Here is a 20,493-nt window from a genome sequence, read left to right as displayed (position 1 = left end):
CCGAAACAAAGGAGGGACGGGATGGATCAGGGGGTTGGCCTCGGGCTGCCGGGGGAGGGGCTCTTCGTGGGGCGGGTCTGGCGCGGGGGGATCGGCCCCTCGGTCGTGGCGCTGCGCGGGGGCCGCGTAGTGGACATCACCTCGCGCGAGGCCCCGACGCTGAGCGCGCTTCTCGAACGGGACGATGTGGCGGACCACGCGCGCACCGCGCCGGGCGAGGACCTGGGAAGCGCCGAGGAGATCGCCGAGACCAGCCTGGACGCCGCCCGCTCGGGCGACCCCGAGGCGACGCGCCTCCTCGCTCCCGCCGACCTCCAGGCGGTCAAGGCCTGCGGCGTGACCTTCGCCCGGTCGATGATCGAGCGGGTGATCGAGGAGCGCGCGGGCGGCGACCCCTCCCGCGCCGAAGCGATCCGGGCGCGCGTCGGCGCCGTGGTAGGCGAGCGGCTGCGCGACTTGCGTCCGGGGTCCGAGGCGGCAGCCGAGGTCAAGCGCCTGCTCCAGGCCGAGGGGCTCTGGTCGCAATACCTGGAAGTCGGCATCGGCCCGGACGCCGAGGTCTTCACCAAATGCCCGCCCATGGCCGCCGTGGGCTGGGGGGCCGAGGTCGGGCTCCACCCCGTGTCGCGCTGGAACAACCCCGAGCCCGAGGTCGTGCTGGCCTGCGATTCGCGCGGCCGCGTCCGGGGTGTCACGCTCGGCAACGACGTGAACCTGCGCGACGTGGAGGGGCGCTCGGCGCTGCTCCTTGGAAAGGCTAAGGACAACAACGCCTCGGCCGCCCTCGGGCCGTTCGTCCGCCTGCTCGACGACGGCTTCGCGATGGATGCCGTGCGCGGCCTGGAGCTGACGCTAACCGTGGAAGGCGAGGGCGGCTATCGGATGGAGGGCCGGTCGTCGATGAGGGAAATCAGCCGCGACCCGCTCGACCTCGTGGCCCAGGCGCGCGGGCGTCACCACCAGTATCCCGACGGGTTCCTGCTCTACCTCGGCACGCTCTTCGCGCCGGTCGAGGACCGGGATGCGCCCGGCCAGGGCTTCACGCACCACGGGGGCGACCGCGTGACCATCGCCTGCCCGGAACTTGGGGCGCTGGTCAGCGTCGTGGGGTTGTCTACCGAGGTTCCCGAATGGACCTTCGGCGCGGGCGCGCTGATGCGGAACCTCGCGGGGCGGGGACTCCTGTGACCCCCTTGGGGCGGGGCGGCGCATCCCCTACCTTGTCAGGGGCGAAAAAGGGAGGCGCCGCGACATGACCTTGGGCGAGATACTGACCGCGCAGATCTTCGATCCGTTCCGGCTGGGCCTGATCGTGGCCTTGGTCGTGACCATGCTGCGGACCGAGGCCGTGACGGGCCGATGGCTTCCACTGGCGGCGGGCGTGCTGTTCGTGGCCTTCATCATCCCCGCCACCCTCGGCCAGAACGCCGCCGCGCCCTTCTGGCAGCTTGTGGCGGTGGGGGTGCTGGCGAACCTCGTGCTGCTCGCCGTGGTGATGACGATCCGGCACTTTGTCCTTCGCATCATGCCCTGAAAACGCGAACCGCCCCCGGAGAGGAACTCCGGGGGCGGTCGCGTGTAGGCCTAGGGCCAAGAGAGGTCAGTGGTGGACCTTGTGCTCCGGGTCGTCGGTGAACATCGACTTGCTCTGCGTGCCGCCGGGGACAAAGATCGCCCCGATCACCACCGTCGCCGCGGCGACGATGATCGCGTACCAGAGGCCCGAGTAGATGTTGCCCGACTGCGCCGAGATCGCGAAGGCGGTCGCCGGCAGCAGGCCCCCGAACCAGCCGTTGCCGATGTGGTAGGGCAGCGACAGGCCGGAATACCGGATGCGGGTCGGGAACAGCTCACAGAGCATGGCGGCGATGGGGCCGTAGACCATGGTGACGAGCAGGATCAGGTAGGTGAGGATCGCGACGATCGCGAGCTTTTGGCCGGTGAAGATGTCGACGAAGTTGGAGGCCACCGCGACGGTGGCGTTGTCCGCGGCGACCAGCGGGTAGCCGGCGGTGCGGAGCGCGTCGGCCACGCTCGCGTCGAAGGCGGTCTTGGCGGCGGCCAAGTCGGCGCCGGTCAGCGCGCCGGCGTCATAGGACGGGATCACCGCGTCGCCGATCTGGATGGTCGCGGCGGTCGCGGCCGGGTCCTCGACGGTGGTGTAGTTGACCGAGGTCCGGGCAAGCTGGGCCTTGGCGATGTCGCAGGACGAGGTGAACTTGGCCGTGCCCGTCGGGTTGAACTGGAACGAGCAGTCCTCGGGGTTGGTGGTCACCGTCACCGGCGTCTGGTGCGCGGCGTGCAGCGCCGGATTGGCGACGCGGGTCAGCGCCTCGAAGACCGGGAAGTAGGTCAGCGCGGCGATGAGGCAGCCCGCCAGGATGATCGGCTTGCGGCCGATGCGGTCCGACAGCGCGCCGAAGAACAGGAAGCCGCCGGTGCCCAGGATCAGCGACCAGGCCACGAGGACGTTGGCCGTGAAGCTGTCCACCTTGATGACGTTCTGGAGGAAGAACAGCGCGTAGAACTGGCCCGAATACCAGACCACCGCCTGCCCCATGGTCAGGCCGAACAGCGCGATCAGGGCGATCTTGCCGTTCTTCCAGGTGCCGAAGGCTTCCTTGAGCGGGGCCTTGGAGGCGGTGCCCTCCTCCTTCATGGCCTTGAAGGCCGGGGATTCGTGCATCTGGAGCCGGATGTAGAGCGAGATCAGCAGCAGGATGATCGAGCCCAGGAACGGGATGCGCCAGCCCCAGGCATTGAAGGCCTTCTGCATCATCGGCGAGCCGTCGAGGTTGGTCATCGCCGCGCCCGCCGCGTCCAGCACCGGCTGGTCGGGCCAGTTGCCGTTCACGTAGCCCTGCACCGAGATGATGACGACGAGGGACAGCAGCAGCCCCAGCGTCGCGGTCGTCTGGATGAAGGCGGTGTAGTAGCCGCGCCGGCCGATGGGCGCGTGCTCGGCCACGTAGACCGCCGCCCCGCCGTATTCGCCACCGAGCGCGAGGCCCTGCAACATCCGCAGCGCGATCAGGATGATCGGCGCGGCGACGCCCCACTGGTAGTAGTTGGGCAGCAGGCCCACCAGGAAGGTCGAGGCCCCCATGATGAGGATCGTCATCAGGAACGTGTATTTCCGGCCCACGAGGTCGCCCAGCGCCCCGAACACCAGCGCCCCGAAGGGCCGCACGATGAAGCCCGCCGCGAAGGCGAGGAGCGCGAAGACGTTGCGCGTCGCCTCGGGGAAGGGCGTGAAGAACTGCGCGCCGATGATCGCGGCGAGCGAGCCATACAGATAGAAATCATACCATTCGAAGATGGTCCCGGCCGAGGAGGCCATGATGACCTTCTTTTCCTCGGCGGTCATGGGACGCGTGCGGTTCACTCCGCCGGTCCCTGCGTCGATCGATGCCATTCCCTTCCTCCTCTGGGAGCCGGTCGTTGCCGGCGGTCTCTCTCCGCGACGCTTGGCGTGGCTCCGCCCGCCCCTCCTCATGGGAGGGCAGAGCCTCGTCGCGGTTCTCGGGGGTCGCCCGGCCCGGTTGTCCCCGGGCCGGGGCCTTGAGCTCAGTCCTTGCCGCGGTTCATGCGGTTGGCGATCAGGTCGTCCACCACGCCGGGGTCGGCCAGCGTGCTGATGTCGCCCAGGGTGCCGTGGTCGTTCTCGGCGATCTTGCGAAGGATGCGCCGCATGATCTTGCCCGAGCGGGTCTTGGGCAGGCCGGGGGCGAACTGGATGAGGTCCGGCTTGGCGATCGGGCCGATCTCCTGCCGCACCCAGGTCTCCAGTTGCTTGCGCAGCTCCTCGGTGGGCTCCACGCCGCGCATCAGGCTGACATAGGCGTAGATGCCCTGGCCCTTGATGTCGTGCGGGAAGCCCACCACCGCCGCCTCGGCCACGCATTCATGGGCGACGAGGGCCGATTCGATCTCGGCGGTGCCCATGCGGTGCCCGGAGACGTTCAGCACGTCGTCCACGCGGCCGGTGATCCAGTAGTAGCCGTCCTCGTCCCGCCGGCAGCCGTCGCCGGTGAAGTAGAGGCCGGGATACTGCGAGAAGTAGGTGTCCTCGAACCGCGCGTGGTCGCCCCAGACGGTGCGGGCCTGACCGGGCCAGCTATCGGCGATGCAGAGCACCCCTTCCGTCCCCATGTCCTCCTGCACCTGCCCCGTGGCGGCGTCCACCACCACCGGCTTGATGCCCCAGAACGGCGTCGTGGCCGAGCCGGGCTTGAGCGGGGTCCCGTAGGGATGCGGGCAGATCAGGTGGCCGCCGGTCTCGGTCTGCCAGTAGGCGTCGATGACCGGCAGCTTCCCCTTGCCGACGTGCTGGTGATACCAGTTCCAGGCCTCGGGGTTGATGGGCTCGCCGACCGTGCCCAGCATCTTGAGGCTGCTCAGGTCGTGGCCGTCCACCCATTCCGGCCCCTGCGCCATCAGCGACCGGATCGCCGTCGGCGCCGAGTGGAAGTGCGTGACCTTGTGCTTGTCCACCACGTCCCAGAACCGCCCGGCGTCGGGCCAGGTCGGGATGCCCTCGAACATCAGCACGGTCGCGCCGTTCGCCAGCGGCCCATAGACGATGTAGCTGTGCCCGGTGACCCAGCCCACGTCCGCCGTGCACCACCAGATGTCGTCCGGCTGGAAGTCGAAGCAGACCTCGTGCGTCAGCGACGCATAGGCGAGATAGCCGCCCGAGGTGTGGACGACCCCCTTGGGCTTGCCGGTCGAGCCCGAGGTGTAGAGGATGAACAGCGGGTCCTCGGCCCCGATCTCGGCGTAGGAGCAGTAGGACGGCGCCTTGCGCATCTCATCCGTCAGGTCGATGTCGCGGCCCGGCGTCCAGTGGATCTGCCCGCCGGTGTGGCGGATCACCATGCACTTCACCTTGTCCGAGCAGTGGAGAAGCGCGGCGTCGGCGTTGGACTTGAGCGGCGTCGTCTTGCCGCCGCGTGGCGCGAAGTCGGCGGTGATGACCACCTTCGCGTCCGAGTCGTTGATGCGGTTCGCCAGCGAATCCGGCGAGAAGCCCCCGAACACCACCGAATGGATCGCGCCGATGCGGGCGCAGGCCAGCATCGCGAAGGCGGTCTCGGGGATCATCGGCATGTAGATGACCACCCGGTCGCCCTTCTTGACGCCATGCGCCTTGAGGACGTTGGAGATCCGGCAGGTCTCCTCCAGCAGCTCCCGGTAGGTGATGTGGCGCGAGGGCGCCTTGGGGTTGTCGGCCTCCCAGATGATCGCGACCTTGTCCGGGTTGGTGGCCACGTGCCGGTCGATGCAGTTCGCCGAGACGTTCAGCGTGCCGTCCTCGTACCACTTGATCGAGACGTTGCCCTTCTCGAACGAGGTGTTCTTGATCCGGGTCGGCGGGCTGATCCAGGTCAGCCGCCGGGCCTGCTCGCCCCAGAATCGGTCGGGGTCCGCCAGCGAGGCCGTGTAGCTGTCGTAATAGGCTTGCGCCCCGTCCTTCGCCGCGGTCCCGGTTGCCTCCCTGGCCGCATGCAGCTCGTTGTCGAGCATCATGTCCTCCTCCTCGTGCCGGGCCTATGGTCCCAGCTCCAGCCGGGCGCCGCCGCCCGACGCTCCATCCCGAGTCCAGGGATAGGCCTATACACCCCCGCCGTCCCCGTCCGGTTCACCGGCGCCGCAATTTTGTCACTGAATTTGCCATGCCGAACGACGTTCTGTAAAGATGATGTAAAGTCTGCTGGTTCGGTGGCCGGTCACCGCCTGCATGGCGGACATCTCCCCGTCGCCTGTGGACTTCCGCGCCCCGCGACGCGAGATAGCACGTCCAAAGACGGAGGATCGCATCATGGCGGATGGCGAAGTTGTGGGGCCGGCCCAAGGCCGGCACCTGATCGCGGGCGAATGGGTGGCGGGGGAGGGCACGTTCCGATCCTCGCCCTGGACGGGCGAGGGGCGCGACTTCGCCCTGGGCTCGCCCGCCTTGGTGGACCGGGCCGCCCAGGCCGCCGAAGCCGCCTTCCCCGCCTTTTCGGCGCTGACGCGCGAGGCGCGGGCCGCCTTCCTCGAACGCATCGCCCAGGAGATCGAGGCGCGCGGCCCCGCCATCACCGAGATCGGACACCTGGAGACCGGCCTGCCCAGGGCCCGCCTCGAAGGCGAGCGCGGCCGCACCATCGGCCAGCTTCGCCTCTTCGCGTCCCACATCCGCGAGGGCGCCTATCTCGACCGCCGGCACGATGCCGCACTCCCCGACCGCCAGCCGCTGCCCCGCCCGGACCTGAGGCTGGTCCAGCTTCCCATCGGCCCGGTCGCGGTCTTCGGCGCGTCGAACTTCCCGCTGGCCTTCTCGGTCGCGGGCGGCGACACGGCCTCCGCTCTGGCGGCCGGCTGCCCGGTGCTGGTCAAGGGCCACTCCGCCCACCCCGGCACCGGCGAGGTGGTGGCCGAGGCCGTGCTCGCCGCGATCAAGGCACTCGACCTGCCGCGCGGCGTCTTCTCCCTGATCCAGGGCGGCGACCGCAAGACCGGCGAGGCGCTGGTGCAGCACCCTGTCATCCGCGCAGTGGGCTTCACCGGCTCGCTCACCGGGGGCCGTGCGCTCTTCGACCTCTGCGCCCGCCGGCCCGAGCCGATCCCCTTCTTTGGGGAACTCGGCTCCGTCAACCCGATGTTCGTGCTGCCCGAGGCGATGGCCGCGCGCGGCACCCAAATCGCGACCGGCTGGGTCGCCTCGCTCACCATGGGCGCGGGCCAGTTCTGCACCAACCCCGGCATCGCCGTGGCGCTGGACGGGGACGAGGCCGACGCCTTCGCCCGCCACGCGGCCGATGGCCTGGCCACGGTCGGGCCGCAGGTCATGCTGACCGACGGCATCGCCACCGCCTATCGCGAGGGCTCCCAGCGCATCGGCGGCGGGCAGGGCGTCCGTGCGCTCCACGTCTCCGAGCCCTCGGGCCGCAACGCCACGCCCTTCCTCTACGAAGTGACGGGCGAGCACTTCCTGGCCCAGCCCGAGCTCGCGCACGAGGTCTTCGGGCCGCTGGGCCTGCTGGTCCGCGTGACGGGCGAGGATCAGATGCTCGCGGTCGCCGATGCGATGGAGGGCCAGCTCACCGTGACGCTCCAGCTCGACGCGGGCGATCATGCCCTCGCCGGGCGGCTGACGCCGGTCCTGGCGCGCAAGGCGGGGCGGGTGCTGGCGAATGGCTTCCCGACCGGTGTGGAAGTGGCCGACGCCATGGTGCACGGCGGCCCCTATCCGGCCTCGACGAACTTCGGGGCGACCTCGGTGGGCACGCTCTCCATCCGCCGCTGGCTCCGGCCGGTCTGCTTCCAGAACTGGCCCGAGGAGCTGCTGCCCGAGGACCTGCGCGGCTTCTGACCCTCAGGTGACCTTGGCGGCGGCGGCGGTGCGCGACCGGGCCAGCCGCCACTCCAGCGCCGCCACGACCAGCAGCGCCACCGTCGAGCCCCAGCTCAGGAGCAGGGGCTCGACCACCCAGGGCGCGAGCGCCAGCGCCAGCAGCACCACGAGCCCCGCGAGATGCGACAGCGGCAGCCGCCCCGCGACAGCCATCTTGAACAGGAGGTTGCCCAGGAGGAACAGCGCCGGACCGCCCAGGATCGTGGCGGCCACGCCCCAGTCGCTCACGCCCAGGGGGTCGGCCAGCACCTTCTCGTCGCCGACGGCGGTGACGACGATACCGGCGACGATGGGCATGTGCAGGTAGGTATAGGCGATCTGCGCGAGCCGACCGGGCGTCTCCGACCGCTCCAGCGCGCGCTCGCCCCGGCGGGCGCCGGTGTCGAAGTAGATCCACCACATCGTCACCGCCGTCGCCAGCGCCGCCACGAGCCCCGCGAGGTTGGCGGGCGTGAACTCGTGCTCCTCCAGCGTCGCCCCGGTGAGGAGGAGCGATTCGCCCAGCGCGATGATGATGAAGAGCCCGCAGCGCTCGGCGAAGTGCGGCCCTTCCACGTCCCAGTCCTCGGGCGAGGCCCGCCCAAGGCCCGGCAGCCAGAAGCCGATGGAGGGCGACAGGAGCTCGATCCCCACCGCCAGCGTCCAGAGCCCGAAGCGGGCGTCGCCCTCGGCGAAGGCGCCGGCGATCCAGAACGCGCCCGACAGCAGCAGCCAGACCGCCACCCGCTGGAAGTTGATCCGTCCGTCGTGGCGGGCGAGGATCAGCGCCCAGACCATGAAGAAGGACCGCCCGACCTGCATGGCGACATAGGCCAGCGCGAAGGCGAGGCCCCGGTCCTCGAAGGCGCCGGGCAGGGCGATGGACATCATCAGCCCGGCGAGCATCAGCGCGAAGATCAGCAGCCGCACCGGCGTCCGCTCCGGATCGAGCCAGTTGGTGACCCAGGAGGTGTAGATCCACACCCACCACACCGCGAGGAACAGCAGCAGCGCCCGCATCGCCCCTTCGGCGGTGAGGTTGTCGATCAGGTAATGCGAGAGCTGGGTGATCGCGAAGACGAAGACGAGGTCGAAGAACAGCTCGACATAGGTGACCTCGGCGGATTCGTCCCCCTCGCGGTCGCGGAGCCAATGGCGCGATGTCGCCTCGACCATGCTGCTCCCTCCGCCGGCCCTGCCCGACGACCTAGCGCGGCGGCGGGAAAGGCGAGCGCCGTCGCGCCTTCCATCCCGGGTCGGAAGTCCGATGCTGGCCCAGACCCAGGCGACGACCGCCGCCAGCCCCGGCCAGGACGGAATGCGAGCCGCCGATACCCGTCCGCCAGACGTGCTCAAATGGCTCGCGGCACCGACATGGACAGCCACTACTCGGGCGTGCATGGCCGACACGGCTTCGGTTCCGGCTACGATGCGTTGCGTCGCCGGCTGATCGGCAGGCTTTCATTCGCAGTCTCAACGCTGCCTGCCACTGCCCGGCAACCATGCCCGGCGCATCCGGGCGGCGGGCGGTTGCCGCCTGCCGGCTCGGTGGGGGCGGTCCGTCCTCGACATCGCGTGTCCGCTCCTGGGGGCTTGCCGGGCCACCAAGGCCACGCGACGCTTGCAGGTGCGTCCACCCGACCAATTCCCGGCGCGCGGGCGGCCGAACCGCGATCCGGCTGCCGGTCTCCAAGCCCCGTCGCGGCCCGTCCAGACACTACCGTTCTCCGTCCCAACCGTCGCCGGGCCACGGGACCTCGAACATGCGCCATGGAACGGGCGGCTCGCCGGCCGACGCCGCGCTCGGACCGCAGCCCGCGCCACCGAGGCGACCCGCCACCGGCCCGGCCGCAGAGCGGCCGACCCAAGTCGCACGGTCTCCCCCGCCCGGTCCTCGAAGGCTCCTCCTCCCGATCCCACCGCTGCCCCGGCAGTACCGTCGCCAAGATCGCTCCCGGACCCAACCGCCGCTCGATCCGCGCGATGGACCGGCTCGCGGCCTGTCGCATCCTCGCCATTCGGGCCTCTCCCTTCGGCAGGCCCACGGACGGGACTTGCAGGCACCACCGCGGCCCGATCACGCCTGACCGCGCACCGTAGGCGGCCATTCCCCTAACCTCCAGCCCCGTCACCTATTATCCGAGCTCTCGTGCTCCGCGACAGGGACCGCCTCTGGCGACGCCTCACCCCCCAATTGCACCCTGCCGCGCGACATTCCGTCAGAGGGCTCACCGAACCCCGGACACCCTCGGCGATCGGATTGGCGCAGGGCGGGTGGCTTGGGCGAACGATCGCAGGACCGGTTCCCGCCGTCCGGCCTTCTGCCAAGGCCGAGTCCCGACGCGTGCGCCGATTTGCCAAGTTTGACGAAGGCCCTCGACCTCCATTGTCCCGCGCCCCAGCCGACTCGTCGCGATGCCCGTCCGAGCGCCGAAGCGGGAACCGGGCCGCAGCCCGACAGGACGGCGGGACGCCTGAGTTGAAGGTCCGATGCCGCGCCGGAGCCTCCAGTCGGTTCGCCGCTCCCTTCCACGGAACTTGCGACATCCCCTGCATCCATGAGGCAACCTACGGCGGGACGCCGAGTCGCGGTCCTTGTCCCGGCGGGTCGAGAGCCAGCCCACCGCGGGCCCGAACGAACCAAAGGTGCGACCCCAGGCCCGCATTCGGCTCAGGCCGCCCCCGCGCTCGTCTCCGGCAGGTCGTTGAAGGCGTCGGCCCAGGCGGGCAGGAAATCGCCGAAGGCCGCCCCGAACGCCTCGATGGCGGAGGTGGCCGGGACGAGAAGGTTTGGGTCCGAAAAGTTCCGCAGCTCCGCCTCGATCACGATTGTTTCCGGGCTGTCCGCGAAGCTCCCGTCATCATCCGAGAGCACGAAGGCGCCCAGGTCGCCGTCGAAGTTCGTGCGCCCCCAGGGGTTGCCGAACATGAGCATCTGAGAGCCGAATCCCGTGCCGCCCACGACTCCCAGGTCGTCCATGTGCGCCCGGAGCAGCCCGTCTACCCAGATGTCCAGGTCCCCTTCATGCAGGTCGATCACCACGTCGTGCCACACGTCGGCGGTCGCGTTCAGCGCGGCTCCGACCGTTGTGACGACGGCAGTGGCCTCATCGTCCCGCATCACTTGGAACACCAGTTCGCCCGCCGTGTTCACCGCGGCGATGAAGCTGCCATGGAGCCGGAACAGCTCGCCCGAGGCCCCGGCCCGGTCGGCGTCCAGGCTGAAGGCGATCGTCATGTCGTCGCTGCCCACCACGTCGGCCACGTGCTCGCGCTCGACCGCGACCGTCGTGCCCGTCGCGCCGAGCTGGAGCCCGTCCGCCGTGATCTGCGCCACCGCGCCGAGCGCGCTCTCGATGCCCGCCTCGGTCGCGACGAAGCCCGTGCTTCCCAGCCGAAGGAGTTCGGGTTCCCGGACCACGATGTCGAGCTGCTCCGTGGCCGACGATCCGTCGGGCAGCGTGACCGTGAGGACGGCGGCGTAGGTGCCGCCCTGCGTGTAGGAATGGGCGACCTTCACGCCTTCGGCCGTGGTGCCGTCGCCGAAGGTCCAGTGAAAGCTCGTGCCCGCCGGGAGGTAGCCGGCGCCATAGGACGAGACCGAGGCGTCGAAGACCCGCGTGGCGGCATCGGGCGCCGAAAGGTGGAACAGGGGCGTGAGGCCGAGGCCCGCCGCGCTGGTGGCGGAGGAGCCGACGCCCGTGGCTGCGATCTCGCCGCCCGGCAGCGCGACGAGCCGCAGGTCGGCGTCGTTCGCCAGGGTCGAGGCGATGAACAGGTCGCCGTACCAGCCCTCGGCGAGGGGGTTCTGGTCCTGTACCGTCATGTTGTCGCGCACCGTCCAGGTCGGGAAGTCGGTCGCGGAACGGATGCCTCCCGAGAGGTTGCCCTCGATGAGAACATCGGTCGAGGCGGCGGCCACGCTGATCCGGGGGATCTCCACGCTGGGGTCCTGCCCGTCCGCCAGCCGCCCGTCGGCGTGGAGCACGGAGTTGTCCCGGATCGTCAGGCCCAGCGTCTCGCCGACAGAGATGCCGTGGAGATGGGCGTTGATGATCGTGTTGTTCTCGATGAGCACGTTGCGATAGAACAGCTCCTCGCCCGCCCGCCCGGAGTCGACCTCCTCGTTCCGCATGAAGATGGACTGCGTGCTGTCGCCCAGTCCGATGTCGAGGAGGTTGTCGCGGATGACGATGTCGCGGCTGGCCTCGCTCGTGCCTGTCGTCCAGAACTGGATCATGTCGCGATGGTCGCCCGACAGCAGCGACGCCTGGAAGTCGTGGATGTAGTTGCCCTCAATGGTGACGCCCTGGACATCGGCGAAGTTCATCCCGTCCATGCGGATCGAATGAATATCGTTATCCTTGACGAGGATGTCGCTCGAGTTGCCCACCACCAACGCGCGATAGAACACGCGGAACTCGTTCCCCTCGATGGTGACTCCGCTGCTGTTCGAGACGCTCAGGCCCCTCGCGGTGCCGTAGCCGTCGCTCACCGACGACACGCCCTGCGCCACGTCCCCGTCGAACACGGAGTTGACGATGGCGATGTTCGTCGAACCGGACACCGCGAACGGAGATGAAAAGGCCGGATCCCCCGAGCTGAACGTGTAGTCGAACAGGAGCCCATCGAGCCTGAGATTCGACACGCCATGCAGGCCGAGGCCGGAGAAGCTCGCCGGATCGGCCGGGTCCGCCGACGCGATGGTGACGGCCGGGCTGGGCGACGCGAAATTCGAGGAACGCAGGGCCAGATCGCCGTAATCCCCGGGCGCGAGCAGGATCGTTTCGCCTCCCGTTGCCCGCGCCAGGGCGGAACTGAGTTCCTGCTGCGTGGAAACTGTGATGGTCGTCGCGGTCATGCCTGATCCTTCTCCGGGAAAGCTGCCCCAGCCGGCGCGGAGGGCGGCGCCATGGGGGCAGATTACAGCCGCACCGCGCGCGCCGTAACCGGCAAGTTCCAGCAATTTAAGGAAATAGTCTTTCCACGATGGCAACCGTCCCGGGGCCGGGCACCCGCGCCGCGCCCGAACCGGGGAACGCAAGGCTCTAGCCCGCATGGAGGCTGCGACGGGCTGGAATCGCGCAATTCCGGAAACGCGCGGCCCCATTTCATTTCGGCGGGGCGGCATTGCGTCGCCGCCACAGGCCGTCGCCCTTGCCGCGCCGGGCCGTTCCCGGCGCGCGGGCCCGGTGCTAGCGTCCGGAGCCGGGAGATCGGAATCGCTCGATGGAGACTCGCATGACGTGCCGCGATCCTCAGGCTCCGGCCCGCCCCGCCCGGCGGACCGCCCTTCGCCTCCTCGCCGGCGGGGCGGCCCTGCCGGTGCTCGGCGGCTGCGCGGGCCGCTACGAGGCCCTGCCGTCGCCCTGGCGGCCGGGCAGCCGCCTCGACGGCCTGATCCCGGCGACGGACACCTATCTCGACATCACCAACGCCAACACCCACGAGCATCTGGCGCTCCGCTTCGCGGACGACGGGCGCTACGACGGCCGGGCGATCCGCGCTCTCGACTGGATGTTCCGCGACTGGCGCGAGAACCGGCACCCCGAGATCGACCCGCGCCTCTACTGGGCCCTGGCCGCGCTCTCGACCGCCGCGCGCCAGGACGGCCATTCCGGCCGGATCGAGCTGCTGTCGGGCTTCCGCACCCGGCGCACCAACGCCATGCTCCAGCGGCAGGGCGGCGGGGCGGCGTCCAACAGCTATCACACGCGCCGCCGCGCCTCCGACATCCGGCTTGAGGGCGTCCCGATGGAGCAGGTGGCCGACTACGCCGAATGGCTGCAGGTCGGCGGTGTCGGACGCTACCACGAGCGCGCGTTCACCCACATCGACACGGGCCCGCTGCGGACCTGGAGCGCCTGAGGCCGCGCCGCCTAGCCCCGCCTCGGGGTGGCGGCGATGAAGGCGTCGAGCTCCGCCCGCGTCCCGGCGCCGCCCATCGGCCCCAGGACCGTGACGTTCCGGGCGCCCGCCGCGCTGGCATAAAGCAGGGCCCGTTCGGGGATCAGGCCGAGCCGGCGGACGGCCACGAAGGCGCCGCCGAAGCAGTCGCCCGCGCCGGTGGGATCGACCTCCGGCACGTCGAAGGCCGGTGCGTCGTGGCGCGATCCGTCCGAGCCGAACCAGGTGGCCCCCTCCCGCCCGCGCTTGAGCGCCACCTCGCCCACCCCGCGCGCGAAGAGCGCCGCCAGAGCGGCGTCCTCGTCCCCGGCGCCGGCCGCGACGAGAAGCTCCTCCCCCGACGGCAGCAGCAGGTCGGCCCGGTCGATCACCCGGTCGAGCCTCGCCCGCGCCTCGCCGTCCCCGGCAAGCTCCTTGCGGAGGTTGGGGTCGAGCGACACGCTGCCGCCCCGGTCGCGGACCGCATCCAGCGCGTGATCGAGCAGCGGCCGGAGCCCGGGGATGGCGAAGGCGCTGCCCATGACGTGGAGGTGGCCCGCGCGGGCGATCAGCCGCCGCGCCGGCTCGTCGAGGCTCACCAGGGCGGCGGCCGACCGCGCGATGTTGAAGACGAAGTCGCGCGATCCATCGTCGCGGTAGCGCACGAAGGCGGTGCCGGTCGGGGCGTCGGGCCAGGCGCGGACCGCCGACACGTCCACCCCGTCCGCCGCGAGCCGCCGCAGGCAGAGCCGCCCGAAGTCGTCGTCGCCCACCGCCGCCACGAGGCCCGCCGTGCCGCCCATCCGCGCGCACTGGTCGGCGAAGATCGCCGGGGCGCCGCTCGGGAAGGGGCCCACGAGCGGCATCGGCTCCGGGAAGCCCGGCCCGCGCGTCGTGGCCATGATCTCCACCAGGATCTCGCCGATGACCACCGTCGGCCCGGCCGCGTCCGGCGCGAGCCCGCCGCGACGCCCGTCCGACGCCGCTCCGCCCTTCGTCGTCACGCCCGCCCCTCCCATCCCGGTCCCGCGCCACTCTAGGCCCGCCGGCGTCCCGAGGGCCAGCCCGCGCCCGCCCGCCGCCGCCGCGCGGATTCCTGCCGGCCTCCCGTTCCGTCCCCATGCCCCGTTAAGACGCCCTTAACCGAGATGGCGCAAACCTCGACTCATTCCTGCAACTTCCATCAAGGAAGAAGAACATGACGAGGCTGGACGAGCTTGACACCCTGCACCGGCAAGGCAGCGCCTATGCCCTGATCGCGGCGCGCACCGGATTCTCCGGGACCGCCCGCGCCCTGGAGGCGATGCTGCGCGCCATCGAGGCCGAACGGGCCCTGATCCTGAGCCAGGACGCCCTGGCGGACGGCAGCGCCCAGGAACCCGCGCGCCCCAAGGCCGGGCACGCCACCGCATGAGGAGGTCCTCATGCGCCCAGACCGGAGAGACGACATGACATTGGCCGACCACGTGGGGCAGTTCATCGACCAGGCCCGCGCCTACCAGCAGCGCCACGGCACGCGCGCCCTCGACCACGCGCTCCGCCGGCTGGAGCGGGCCGCGGCCGAGCTCGACGGCGACGGGCCGCCGGCGGGCTCGCTGGCGCAGGTGCTCACCTTCAACGCCAGCCGCCGCCGGCAGGAGCGCGCCACCGCGCCGTCCCGGCCCGAGGCCGTTCGCCGCGAGACCGGGGTCTGAGCCGCGGGCCGCGCGCTCAATAAAGGTGCAAGGCCGCCGGCAGGACATCGGGACGGCGCTCGCCGCGCAGCACGCGGTCGACGGCCTGCATGGCCGAGGCGAGGGCAAAGTCGCTGAACGGCTTGTGGAGGCAGCCCAGCGCCAGCGCGCGACCAGCCTCGGCAGGGCAGTTGCCGGTCGCGAAGAGCACGGGCAGGTCGCGCGCGCGCAGCGCCGCCGCCACCTCGATCCCGCTGCCGCCCGCCCCGAGCCGCACGTCCACGAGCGCGAGGTCGGGCCGCCCCGCCTCCGCCTCGCGCAGCGCCGAAGGCAGGTCGTCGGCCGAGCCCACCGGCTCGTGGCCGGCCATCGCCAGCATGGCTTCCAGCTCCAAGGCCACCAGGGCCTCGTCCTCGACGATCAGCACCCGCAACGGGCTCTCCCTTCCTATGGGCTTCCCGCCCCGTCCGGCTCCGGCTGGGCCAGGTGCCGGGCCGGCAGGCGGATGACGAACCGCGCCCCGGGCGCGTCGCCCGCCAATTCCAGCTCGCCCCGGACCTGCCGCACCAGGGCGGTGACGATCTTCATCCCCAGGCCACCCGACCGCGCAGGGTCGAAGCCCTCCGGCAGGCCAACGCCGTCGTCGGCCACTTCGATCCGCGCCCCCTCGGGGCCCTGCCGCAACGTCACCTCGACCCGCCCGCCGGCCCGGTCGCGGAAGGCGTATTTCACCGCGTTGGTGATGATCTCGCTGACCGCCAGCGCCAGGGGCACCGCCTGCTGCAACGGCACCACCACGCCCGCCTCGACCTCGGCCGCCAGCGTCACCCGCCCCGAGGGGTCGAGCGAGCGCAGCGTCTCCTCGGCGAGGTCGCGCAGGTAGTCGCCGAAGTCCACCCGGTCGTGCTGGCTGGTCGAATAGAGCCGCTGGTGCAGGCTCGCCACCACCGACAGCCGCCCGCGCGCCTCCATCAGCGCCTGACGGAGCTGCGGGTCTCGCGCCTGCCCCGCCTGGAGCATCAGCAGCGAGGTCACGAGCTGGAGGCTGTTCTTGACGCGGTGGTTCACCTCCTGGAGCAGCACCTCCTTGACCGCCAGCGCCTCGGCCAGCTCGGCCTCGATGCGCTTGCGGTCCTCGATGTCGGTGCAGGTGCCCATCCAGCGCCGGATCGCTCCCGCCTCGTCGCGGACGGGCAGGGCGCGGCCCAGCACCCAGCGGAAGGCGCCGCCTCGATGGCGCAGCCGGTATTCGATCTCGTAGAGCTCCCCCGTGGCGAGGCAGCGTCGCCACAGCGCCCCGGCCCGCTCCCGGTCCTCGGGGTGGAAGGCCTCCGCCCAGCCCGCGCCGTCGGTCGAGCCCGGGGCGACGCCGGTGAACTCGTACCAGCGGTCGTTGAAGTAATCGTGATGCCCGTCGGCGCGGGTGGACCAGACCATCTGCGGCATGGCGTTGGCGATGGTGCGGAACCGCGCCTCCGATTCGGCCAGCGCCTCGCGGGCGGCGCGCTCCTCGCCGATGCCGCGCACCTCGATGATGGTGCCGACCGTGCGCGACGCCTCGTCCCGGATGGGCGAGGCGGTGAAGGCCACCGGATAGAACCGCCCGTCCCGGTGGACGAAGACCTCCTCGCCCTGGGTCTGGTTGTTCTCGGGGAAGGCCCGGTCGATGGGGCAGTCCTCCAGCGCGTAGGGCCGGCCGTCGGGATGCGTGTGGTGGATCACGTCGTGCAGCGGCCGCCCCTGCATCTCCTCCAGGCGGTAGCCGGTCAGCCTCTCGGCGGCGGCGTTGGCGAAGACGCAATGCTGCCGCTCGTCCATGACGAAGACCGCCATCATCGTGTTGGCCAGCACCGCGTCGAGCCGCCGCGAGGTCTCGCGCAGGCGGGACTCGCTCGCGGCCTGGGCCTCGCGCGCCCGCTCGCGGTCGGTCACGTCCCGGTAGAACACCGCGAGGTCGTCGCCCACCGGGTAGGCCCGCACCTCCAGCCACACGTCGTGGGCGTCCGATCGGTGCTGGTAGACCGCCTCCACGGGCCGCCGCTCGGCCATCGCGGCCTGATACAGCGGCCAGGTCGGCAGCGCCTCCGACTCGGGCCAGACCTCCAGCAGGTGGCGGCCCAGGATCGCCTCGGCGGGGCGGCCGTCGATCCGCAGCCCCTCGGCGTTGATCTGCTTGACGCGGAAGCCCTCGTCCATGACGAGGAACCCCTCGTCCATGTTCTCCACCACCGTCGCCGCCTCGCGCAGCCGCTCCTCGGCGCGGCGCTCCTCGGTGATGTCGCGCGAGATCGACAGGAGCTTCTCGGGCCGCCCGTCCGCGCCCAGGATCGGCGTCACCACCACGTCCCAGTGCTTGGGCGTGCCCTTGGCCGTGGGCGCCGGCCCCCGGAACCGCCCCGTCCGCCCCTGCCGGGCCTCCTCCAGCGCCGCGAGGGCGTCGTCGCGGGCCTCGCCCTCCCAGTAGTCCGGCCAGAACGACCCGCGCAGCGCCGCGAAGTCGTCCACCTCCATGACCCGCATCCCGCCGCTGCTCATGCTCTCCAGCCGGCCGCCCAGCGACAGCACCTTGATGCAGTCGCCCGAGCTGTCGAGCACGCGGCGGTTGAACTCCAGCGCCGCGCGCAGCGCCTCCTCGGCCTTCTTGGCCTGCGTGATCTCGGCGGTGACGCCCACCAGGCCCACCACCTCCCCCGCGTCGTCGCGCATCGGCGACTTGGTGGAGCGGAAGGTCCGCGTCACCCCGTCGGGCGAGGTGAAGCGCTCCTCGACGACCCGGGTCTCGCCGGCGGCGATCACCCCGGCGTCGGCGGCGAGGATGGCCTCGGTCTCGGCGGGGTTGTCGTGGAACTCCGCCTCCGTGCGCCCCAGCACCTCCGACGCGGGCCGCCCGATCACACGCAGCGTCGCCGGGTTGGCGTACAGGAGCCGCCCCTGCCGGTCCTTGACGTAGATGAGGTCGGGCGTCGTCTCGCCCACCGCCGACAGCAGCGCCGCCGCCCGCGCGCGCTCCTCCTCGGCGCGCGTCTGCACCGAGATGTCCACGAAGGTCACGAGCACGCCGTCCGCCCGTCCCTCGCCGTCGCGGTAGGGCAGGACGCGGCGCAGGAACCAGCGCCCGTCGGCGTGGCGCGCGACGTGCTCCAGTGGCCTGTCGAGCCCCGCCACGTCCGCGAAGCCCGGCACGTCCGGCAGGTCACGGAGCCGGCTGCGAAGCTCCTCCAGCGGGCGGCCGAGGTCGCTCGGGCGCAGGTTGTAGATCTCGGCGGCGGCCGGCGTGAAGCTGCGGACCAGCCCCTCGCGGTCGAGGAACACCGTCGCGATCCGCGTGGAGCGCAGCAGGTTCTCCAGGTCGGCGTTGACCTGCTCCAGCCGCCGGTTGGCGGCCTGCACCTCCTCCTTCGAGGATTCCATCTCCTCGTTGGCGGACTGCAGCTCCTCGTTCATCGACAGGAGCTCCTCGTTCGAGGACTTCAGCTCCTCGTTCGCGGCCTCCTGGTCCTGCGCGGCGCGCTCCAGCTCCTCCCGCGTGCGGGCCAGCTCGCGCTCCAGCGCCTCGATCATCGCCTCGGCGTCGGGCCGCGCGGCGGCGGCCTCGCCGGGCGCGCGGGGCAGGGGGCCGCCCAGGTCCTCGAAGACGATGAGGTGCAGCCCCTCGCCGTGGCCCAGCTCCGGCATCGGCTGCACCGTGAGGCGCACCCGCGCCGAGCCCTCCAGCGTCTGCACCGCCGGCAGCTCGCGCACCACCGTGCGCCGCCGCTGCGCCGATTCCGTCAGGGCCGATCGCAGCCCCGCCGACAGCCCGCGCCGCGCCATGCGGGTGATGCTCTGCGAGAAGCTGCCCACCGGCGGCCGCAGGTAATGCTCCACGCCCTCGGACAGGTGAACGACCTGCCCCTGGTCGCCGACGATGGCGTAGCGCGGCGCGAACTCGGTCAGCAGGATGCGCTGCGCGATGGCGCCCAGGTCGGGCTCGCCCATGGTCCCGGCCAGCGTCTCGCCGCCCCGGAACCCCGGCAGTCCCTGGCCGCCGAACTCGCGCAGGCCGCCGGGCGGCACGCCCCGCGCCTCCTTGCGCTGCGCCAGCCGCGCCCGCGCGTCCACGGCCCGGAACAGCTCCCCGTGCCCGCCCAGGCTCTCGGAGGAGCCCAGGAACAGGTAGCCGCCGGGCTTGAGCGCGTAGTGGAACACCGGGAACAGCTTCTTCTGGAGATGCGGCCCCAGGTAGATCAGCAGGTTGCGGCACGAGATGAGGTCCAGCCGCGAGAAGGGCGGGTCCGACACCAGGTTGTGCGCCGTGAACAGGCACATCTCGCGCAGCTCGGGCGTCACCTGGTAGCGCCGGCCCTTGCGGACGAAGAACCGCCCGAGCCGCTCGGGCCCCACCTGCGCCGCGATCCCCTGCGGGTAGCTGCCGCGCCGGGCGGCGGCCAGCGCCCGCTCGTCGATGTCGGTGGCGAAGATCTGCACGCGCGGCGGGCTCTCCAGCCCGTCCATCGCCTCGCGCGCCAGCATGGCGATGGAATAGGCCTCCTCGCCGGTGGCGCAGCCGGGCACCCAGATCCGCAGCTCGTCCGAGCGCGCGCGCCCCGAGAGCAGCGGCCGCAGCGCCCGCGCCGCCAGCGCCTCGAAGGCCTCGGGGTCGCGCAGGAAGCTCGTGACCCCGATCAGCAGCTCGCGGAACAGGGTCCGCGCCTCGGCCTCCTCCGCCTCCAGCCGGTCGAGGTAGTCGCCGATCCCGGCCACCTGGAGCACCTGCATCCGCCGCTCCAGCCGCCGGACCAGCGTCGTCGGCTTGTAGTGCCGGAAGTCGTTGCCGGTGACGCGCTTCAGCACGTCGCAGACCTGCGGCAGGCTCGCGTGGATCTCGCGGTGGCGCGCGACCCGCTCGGCCCCGTCGGGGAGCCGGCCCACGTGCTCGGCATGGCCCAGCAGCGCGCGGGCGAGGTCGGCGGGCGCCAGCACGTGGTCGCAGATCCCGCCCGAGGCCGCGCTCTCGGGCATCTCCCCCTGGGCGGCGGTCTCGGGGGCCTGCGCCATGGCAAGGCCGCCGGCCGCCCGGATCGCCTCCAGCCCCAGCGCCCCGTCCGAGCCGAATCCCGACAGCACGATCCCCACCGCGCAGGGCCCCGCGTCGGCGGCGAGCGACTGGAAGAACCGGTCGATGGCCGTGCGCCGCTCCACCGCGCCGCGCGCCGGGCGCGGCGCGAACCGCCCCTTCCGCAGCCGGAGCACCTGCCCGGCGGGCGCCAGGAACAGCCGTCCCGGCGCGACCGGGGCGCCCGGCGCCGCCATCTCGACGGGCAGGGGGCTCAGGGGCCGCACCGCGTCGAGCAGGAGCCCGTCCTCGCCCGCGCCCATGTGCTGCACCAGCACGAAGGTCATCCCGCTCGCCGCCGGCACCTCGGCCAGCAGGGCGCGCAACGCCTGCAACCCGCCCGCCGAGGCGCCGATCGCCACGATCAGGTGCCGCCCCGCCGGGGCGGTCGCGGTCGCGCGGTCGGGAACGGGGACATTCATGCGCGCAACCCTAGCACGGTTCGATTCCGGGGAACAATC

The 20,493-nt window shown here is 71.6% G+C and carries 13 protein-coding genes; 6 read left to right on the top strand and 7 right to left on the bottom strand.

The window, feature by feature from the left end:
- The first annotated feature begins 21 nt into the window (after nucleotides 1-21).
- Both J2Z33_RS15535 and J2Z33_RS15530 read left to right on the top strand, forming a co-directional pair.
- Nucleotides 22-1,188, top strand: a complete 1,167-nt coding sequence (locus J2Z33_RS15535) for a fumarylacetoacetate hydrolase family protein (RefSeq protein WP_209842738.1) — start codon at nucleotides 22-24, stop codon at nucleotides 1,186-1,188.
- A gap of 64 nt (nucleotides 1,189-1,252) precedes the next feature.
- Nucleotides 1,253-1,534 carry a hypothetical protein gene (locus J2Z33_RS15530; RefSeq protein WP_209842736.1) on the top strand — a complete coding sequence of 94 codons (282 nt, stop codon included), beginning with the start codon at nucleotides 1,253-1,255 and terminating at the stop codon, nucleotides 1,532-1,534.
- Between the two features lie 66 nt (nucleotides 1,535-1,600).
- Here the strand turns inward: J2Z33_RS15530 and J2Z33_RS15525 are convergent, their stop codons facing one another.
- Both J2Z33_RS15525 and acs read right to left on the bottom strand, forming a co-directional pair.
- Nucleotides 1,601-3,415 (bottom strand): MFS transporter, encoded by a 1,815-nt coding sequence (locus J2Z33_RS15525; RefSeq protein WP_209842734.1) that lies wholly within the window; start codon nucleotides 3,413-3,415, stop codon nucleotides 1,601-1,603.
- A 152-nt stretch (nucleotides 3,416-3,567) separates the two neighbouring features.
- Nucleotides 3,568-5,529, bottom strand: a complete 1,962-nt coding sequence (acs, locus tag J2Z33_RS15520) for an acetate--CoA ligase (RefSeq protein ID WP_209842732.1) — start codon at nucleotides 5,527-5,529, stop codon at nucleotides 3,568-3,570.
- Between the two features lie 292 nt (nucleotides 5,530-5,821).
- Between acs and J2Z33_RS15515 the strand changes: the two genes are divergently transcribed.
- Complete coding sequence (locus tag J2Z33_RS15515; RefSeq protein WP_209842730.1) at nucleotides 5,822-7,357, top strand: aldehyde dehydrogenase (NADP(+)); 1,536 nt, start codon at nucleotides 5,822-5,824, stop codon at nucleotides 7,355-7,357.
- A gap of 3 nt (nucleotides 7,358-7,360) precedes the next feature.
- Here the strand turns inward: J2Z33_RS15515 and J2Z33_RS15510 are convergent, their stop codons facing one another.
- Together J2Z33_RS15510 and J2Z33_RS15505 are read right to left on the bottom strand one after the other, a co-directional pair.
- Nucleotides 7,361-8,554: a low temperature requirement protein A gene (locus tag J2Z33_RS15510; protein WP_209842728.1), complete on the bottom strand. Its 1,194-nt coding sequence runs from the start codon at nucleotides 8,552-8,554 to the stop codon at nucleotides 7,361-7,363.
- 1,495 nt (nucleotides 8,555-10,049) lie between these two features.
- Nucleotides 10,050-12,239: a right-handed parallel beta-helix repeat-containing protein gene (locus J2Z33_RS15505; RefSeq protein WP_209842726.1), complete on the bottom strand. Its 2,190-nt coding sequence runs from the start codon at nucleotides 12,237-12,239 to the stop codon at nucleotides 10,050-10,052.
- A gap of 380 nt (nucleotides 12,240-12,619) precedes the next feature.
- Between J2Z33_RS15505 and J2Z33_RS15500 the strand changes: the two genes are divergently transcribed.
- Nucleotides 12,620-13,246, top strand: coding sequence for a YcbK family protein (locus tag J2Z33_RS15500; protein ID WP_209842724.1), 627 nt, complete (start codon nucleotides 12,620-12,622; stop codon nucleotides 13,244-13,246).
- Between the two features lie 11 nt (nucleotides 13,247-13,257).
- Here J2Z33_RS15500 and J2Z33_RS15495 read toward each other — a convergent pair whose 3' ends face one another.
- Nucleotides 13,258-14,268, bottom strand: coding sequence for a tagatose kinase (locus J2Z33_RS15495; RefSeq protein ID WP_342454208.1), 1,011 nt, complete (start codon nucleotides 14,266-14,268; stop codon nucleotides 13,258-13,260).
- A 194-nt stretch (nucleotides 14,269-14,462) separates the two neighbouring features.
- Here J2Z33_RS15495 and J2Z33_RS15490 point away from each other — a divergent pair, with 194 nt between their 5' ends.
- Both J2Z33_RS15490 and J2Z33_RS15485 read left to right on the top strand, forming a co-directional pair.
- Nucleotides 14,463-14,678: a hypothetical protein gene (locus J2Z33_RS15490; protein ID WP_209842720.1), complete on the top strand. Its 216-nt coding sequence runs from the start codon at nucleotides 14,463-14,465 to the stop codon at nucleotides 14,676-14,678.
- A gap of 34 nt (nucleotides 14,679-14,712) precedes the next feature.
- A complete protein-coding gene (locus J2Z33_RS15485) occupies nucleotides 14,713-14,958 on the top strand; it encodes a hypothetical protein (protein ID WP_209842718.1) in 246 nt (81 codons plus the stop codon).
- A 16-nt stretch (nucleotides 14,959-14,974) separates the two neighbouring features.
- Here J2Z33_RS15485 and J2Z33_RS15480 read toward each other — a convergent pair whose 3' ends face one another.
- Nucleotides 14,975-15,364 carry a response regulator gene (locus J2Z33_RS15480; RefSeq protein WP_342454209.1) on the bottom strand — a complete coding sequence of 130 codons (390 nt, stop codon included), beginning with the start codon at nucleotides 15,362-15,364 and terminating at the stop codon, nucleotides 14,975-14,977.
- A gap of 20 nt (nucleotides 15,365-15,384) precedes the next feature.
- Complete coding sequence (locus tag J2Z33_RS15475; RefSeq protein ID WP_209842714.1) at nucleotides 15,385-20,454, bottom strand: PAS domain-containing protein; 5,070 nt, start codon at nucleotides 20,452-20,454, stop codon at nucleotides 15,385-15,387.
- Nucleotides 20,455-20,493 lie beyond the last annotated feature (39 nt).

It is taken from the genome of Rubellimicrobium aerolatum, from assembly GCF_017872975.1.
GTDB lineage: Bacteria > Pseudomonadota > Alphaproteobacteria > Rhodobacterales > Rhodobacteraceae > Rubellimicrobium > Rubellimicrobium aerolatum.
Note: the sequence above shows the minus strand (reverse complement) of the source record. Positions and strands in the feature narration are given on the sequence as shown.

Coding starts and splice junctions, on each gene's coding strand:
- J2Z33_RS15535 (WP_209842738.1), top strand. CDS start 22: ATGGATCAGGGGGTTGGCCTCGGGCTGCCGGGGGAGGGGCTCTTCGTG.
- J2Z33_RS15530 (WP_209842736.1), top strand. CDS start 1,253: ATGACCTTGGGCGAGATACTGACCGCGCAGATCTTCGATCCGTTCCGG.
- J2Z33_RS15525 (WP_209842734.1), bottom strand. CDS start 3,415: ATGGCATCGATCGACGCAGGGACCGGCGGAGTGAACCGCACGCGTCCC.
- acs (WP_209842732.1), bottom strand. CDS start 5,529: ATGATGCTCGACAACGAGCTGCATGCGGCCAGGGAGGCAACCGGGACC.
- J2Z33_RS15515 (WP_209842730.1), top strand. CDS start 5,822: ATGGCGGATGGCGAAGTTGTGGGGCCGGCCCAAGGCCGGCACCTGATC.
- J2Z33_RS15510 (WP_209842728.1), bottom strand. CDS start 8,554: ATGGTCGAGGCGACATCGCGCCATTGGCTCCGCGACCGCGAGGGGGAC.
- J2Z33_RS15505 (WP_209842726.1), bottom strand. CDS start 12,239: ATGACCGCGACGACCATCACAGTTTCCACGCAGCAGGAACTCAGTTCC.
- J2Z33_RS15500 (WP_209842724.1), top strand. CDS start 12,620: ATGACGTGCCGCGATCCTCAGGCTCCGGCCCGCCCCGCCCGGCGGACC.
- J2Z33_RS15490 (WP_209842720.1), top strand. CDS start 14,463: ATGACGAGGCTGGACGAGCTTGACACCCTGCACCGGCAAGGCAGCGCC.
- J2Z33_RS15485 (WP_209842718.1), top strand. CDS start 14,713: ATGACATTGGCCGACCACGTGGGGCAGTTCATCGACCAGGCCCGCGCC.
- J2Z33_RS15475 (WP_209842714.1), bottom strand. CDS start 20,454: ATGAATGTCCCCGTTCCCGACCGCGCGACCGCGACCGCCCCGGCGGGG.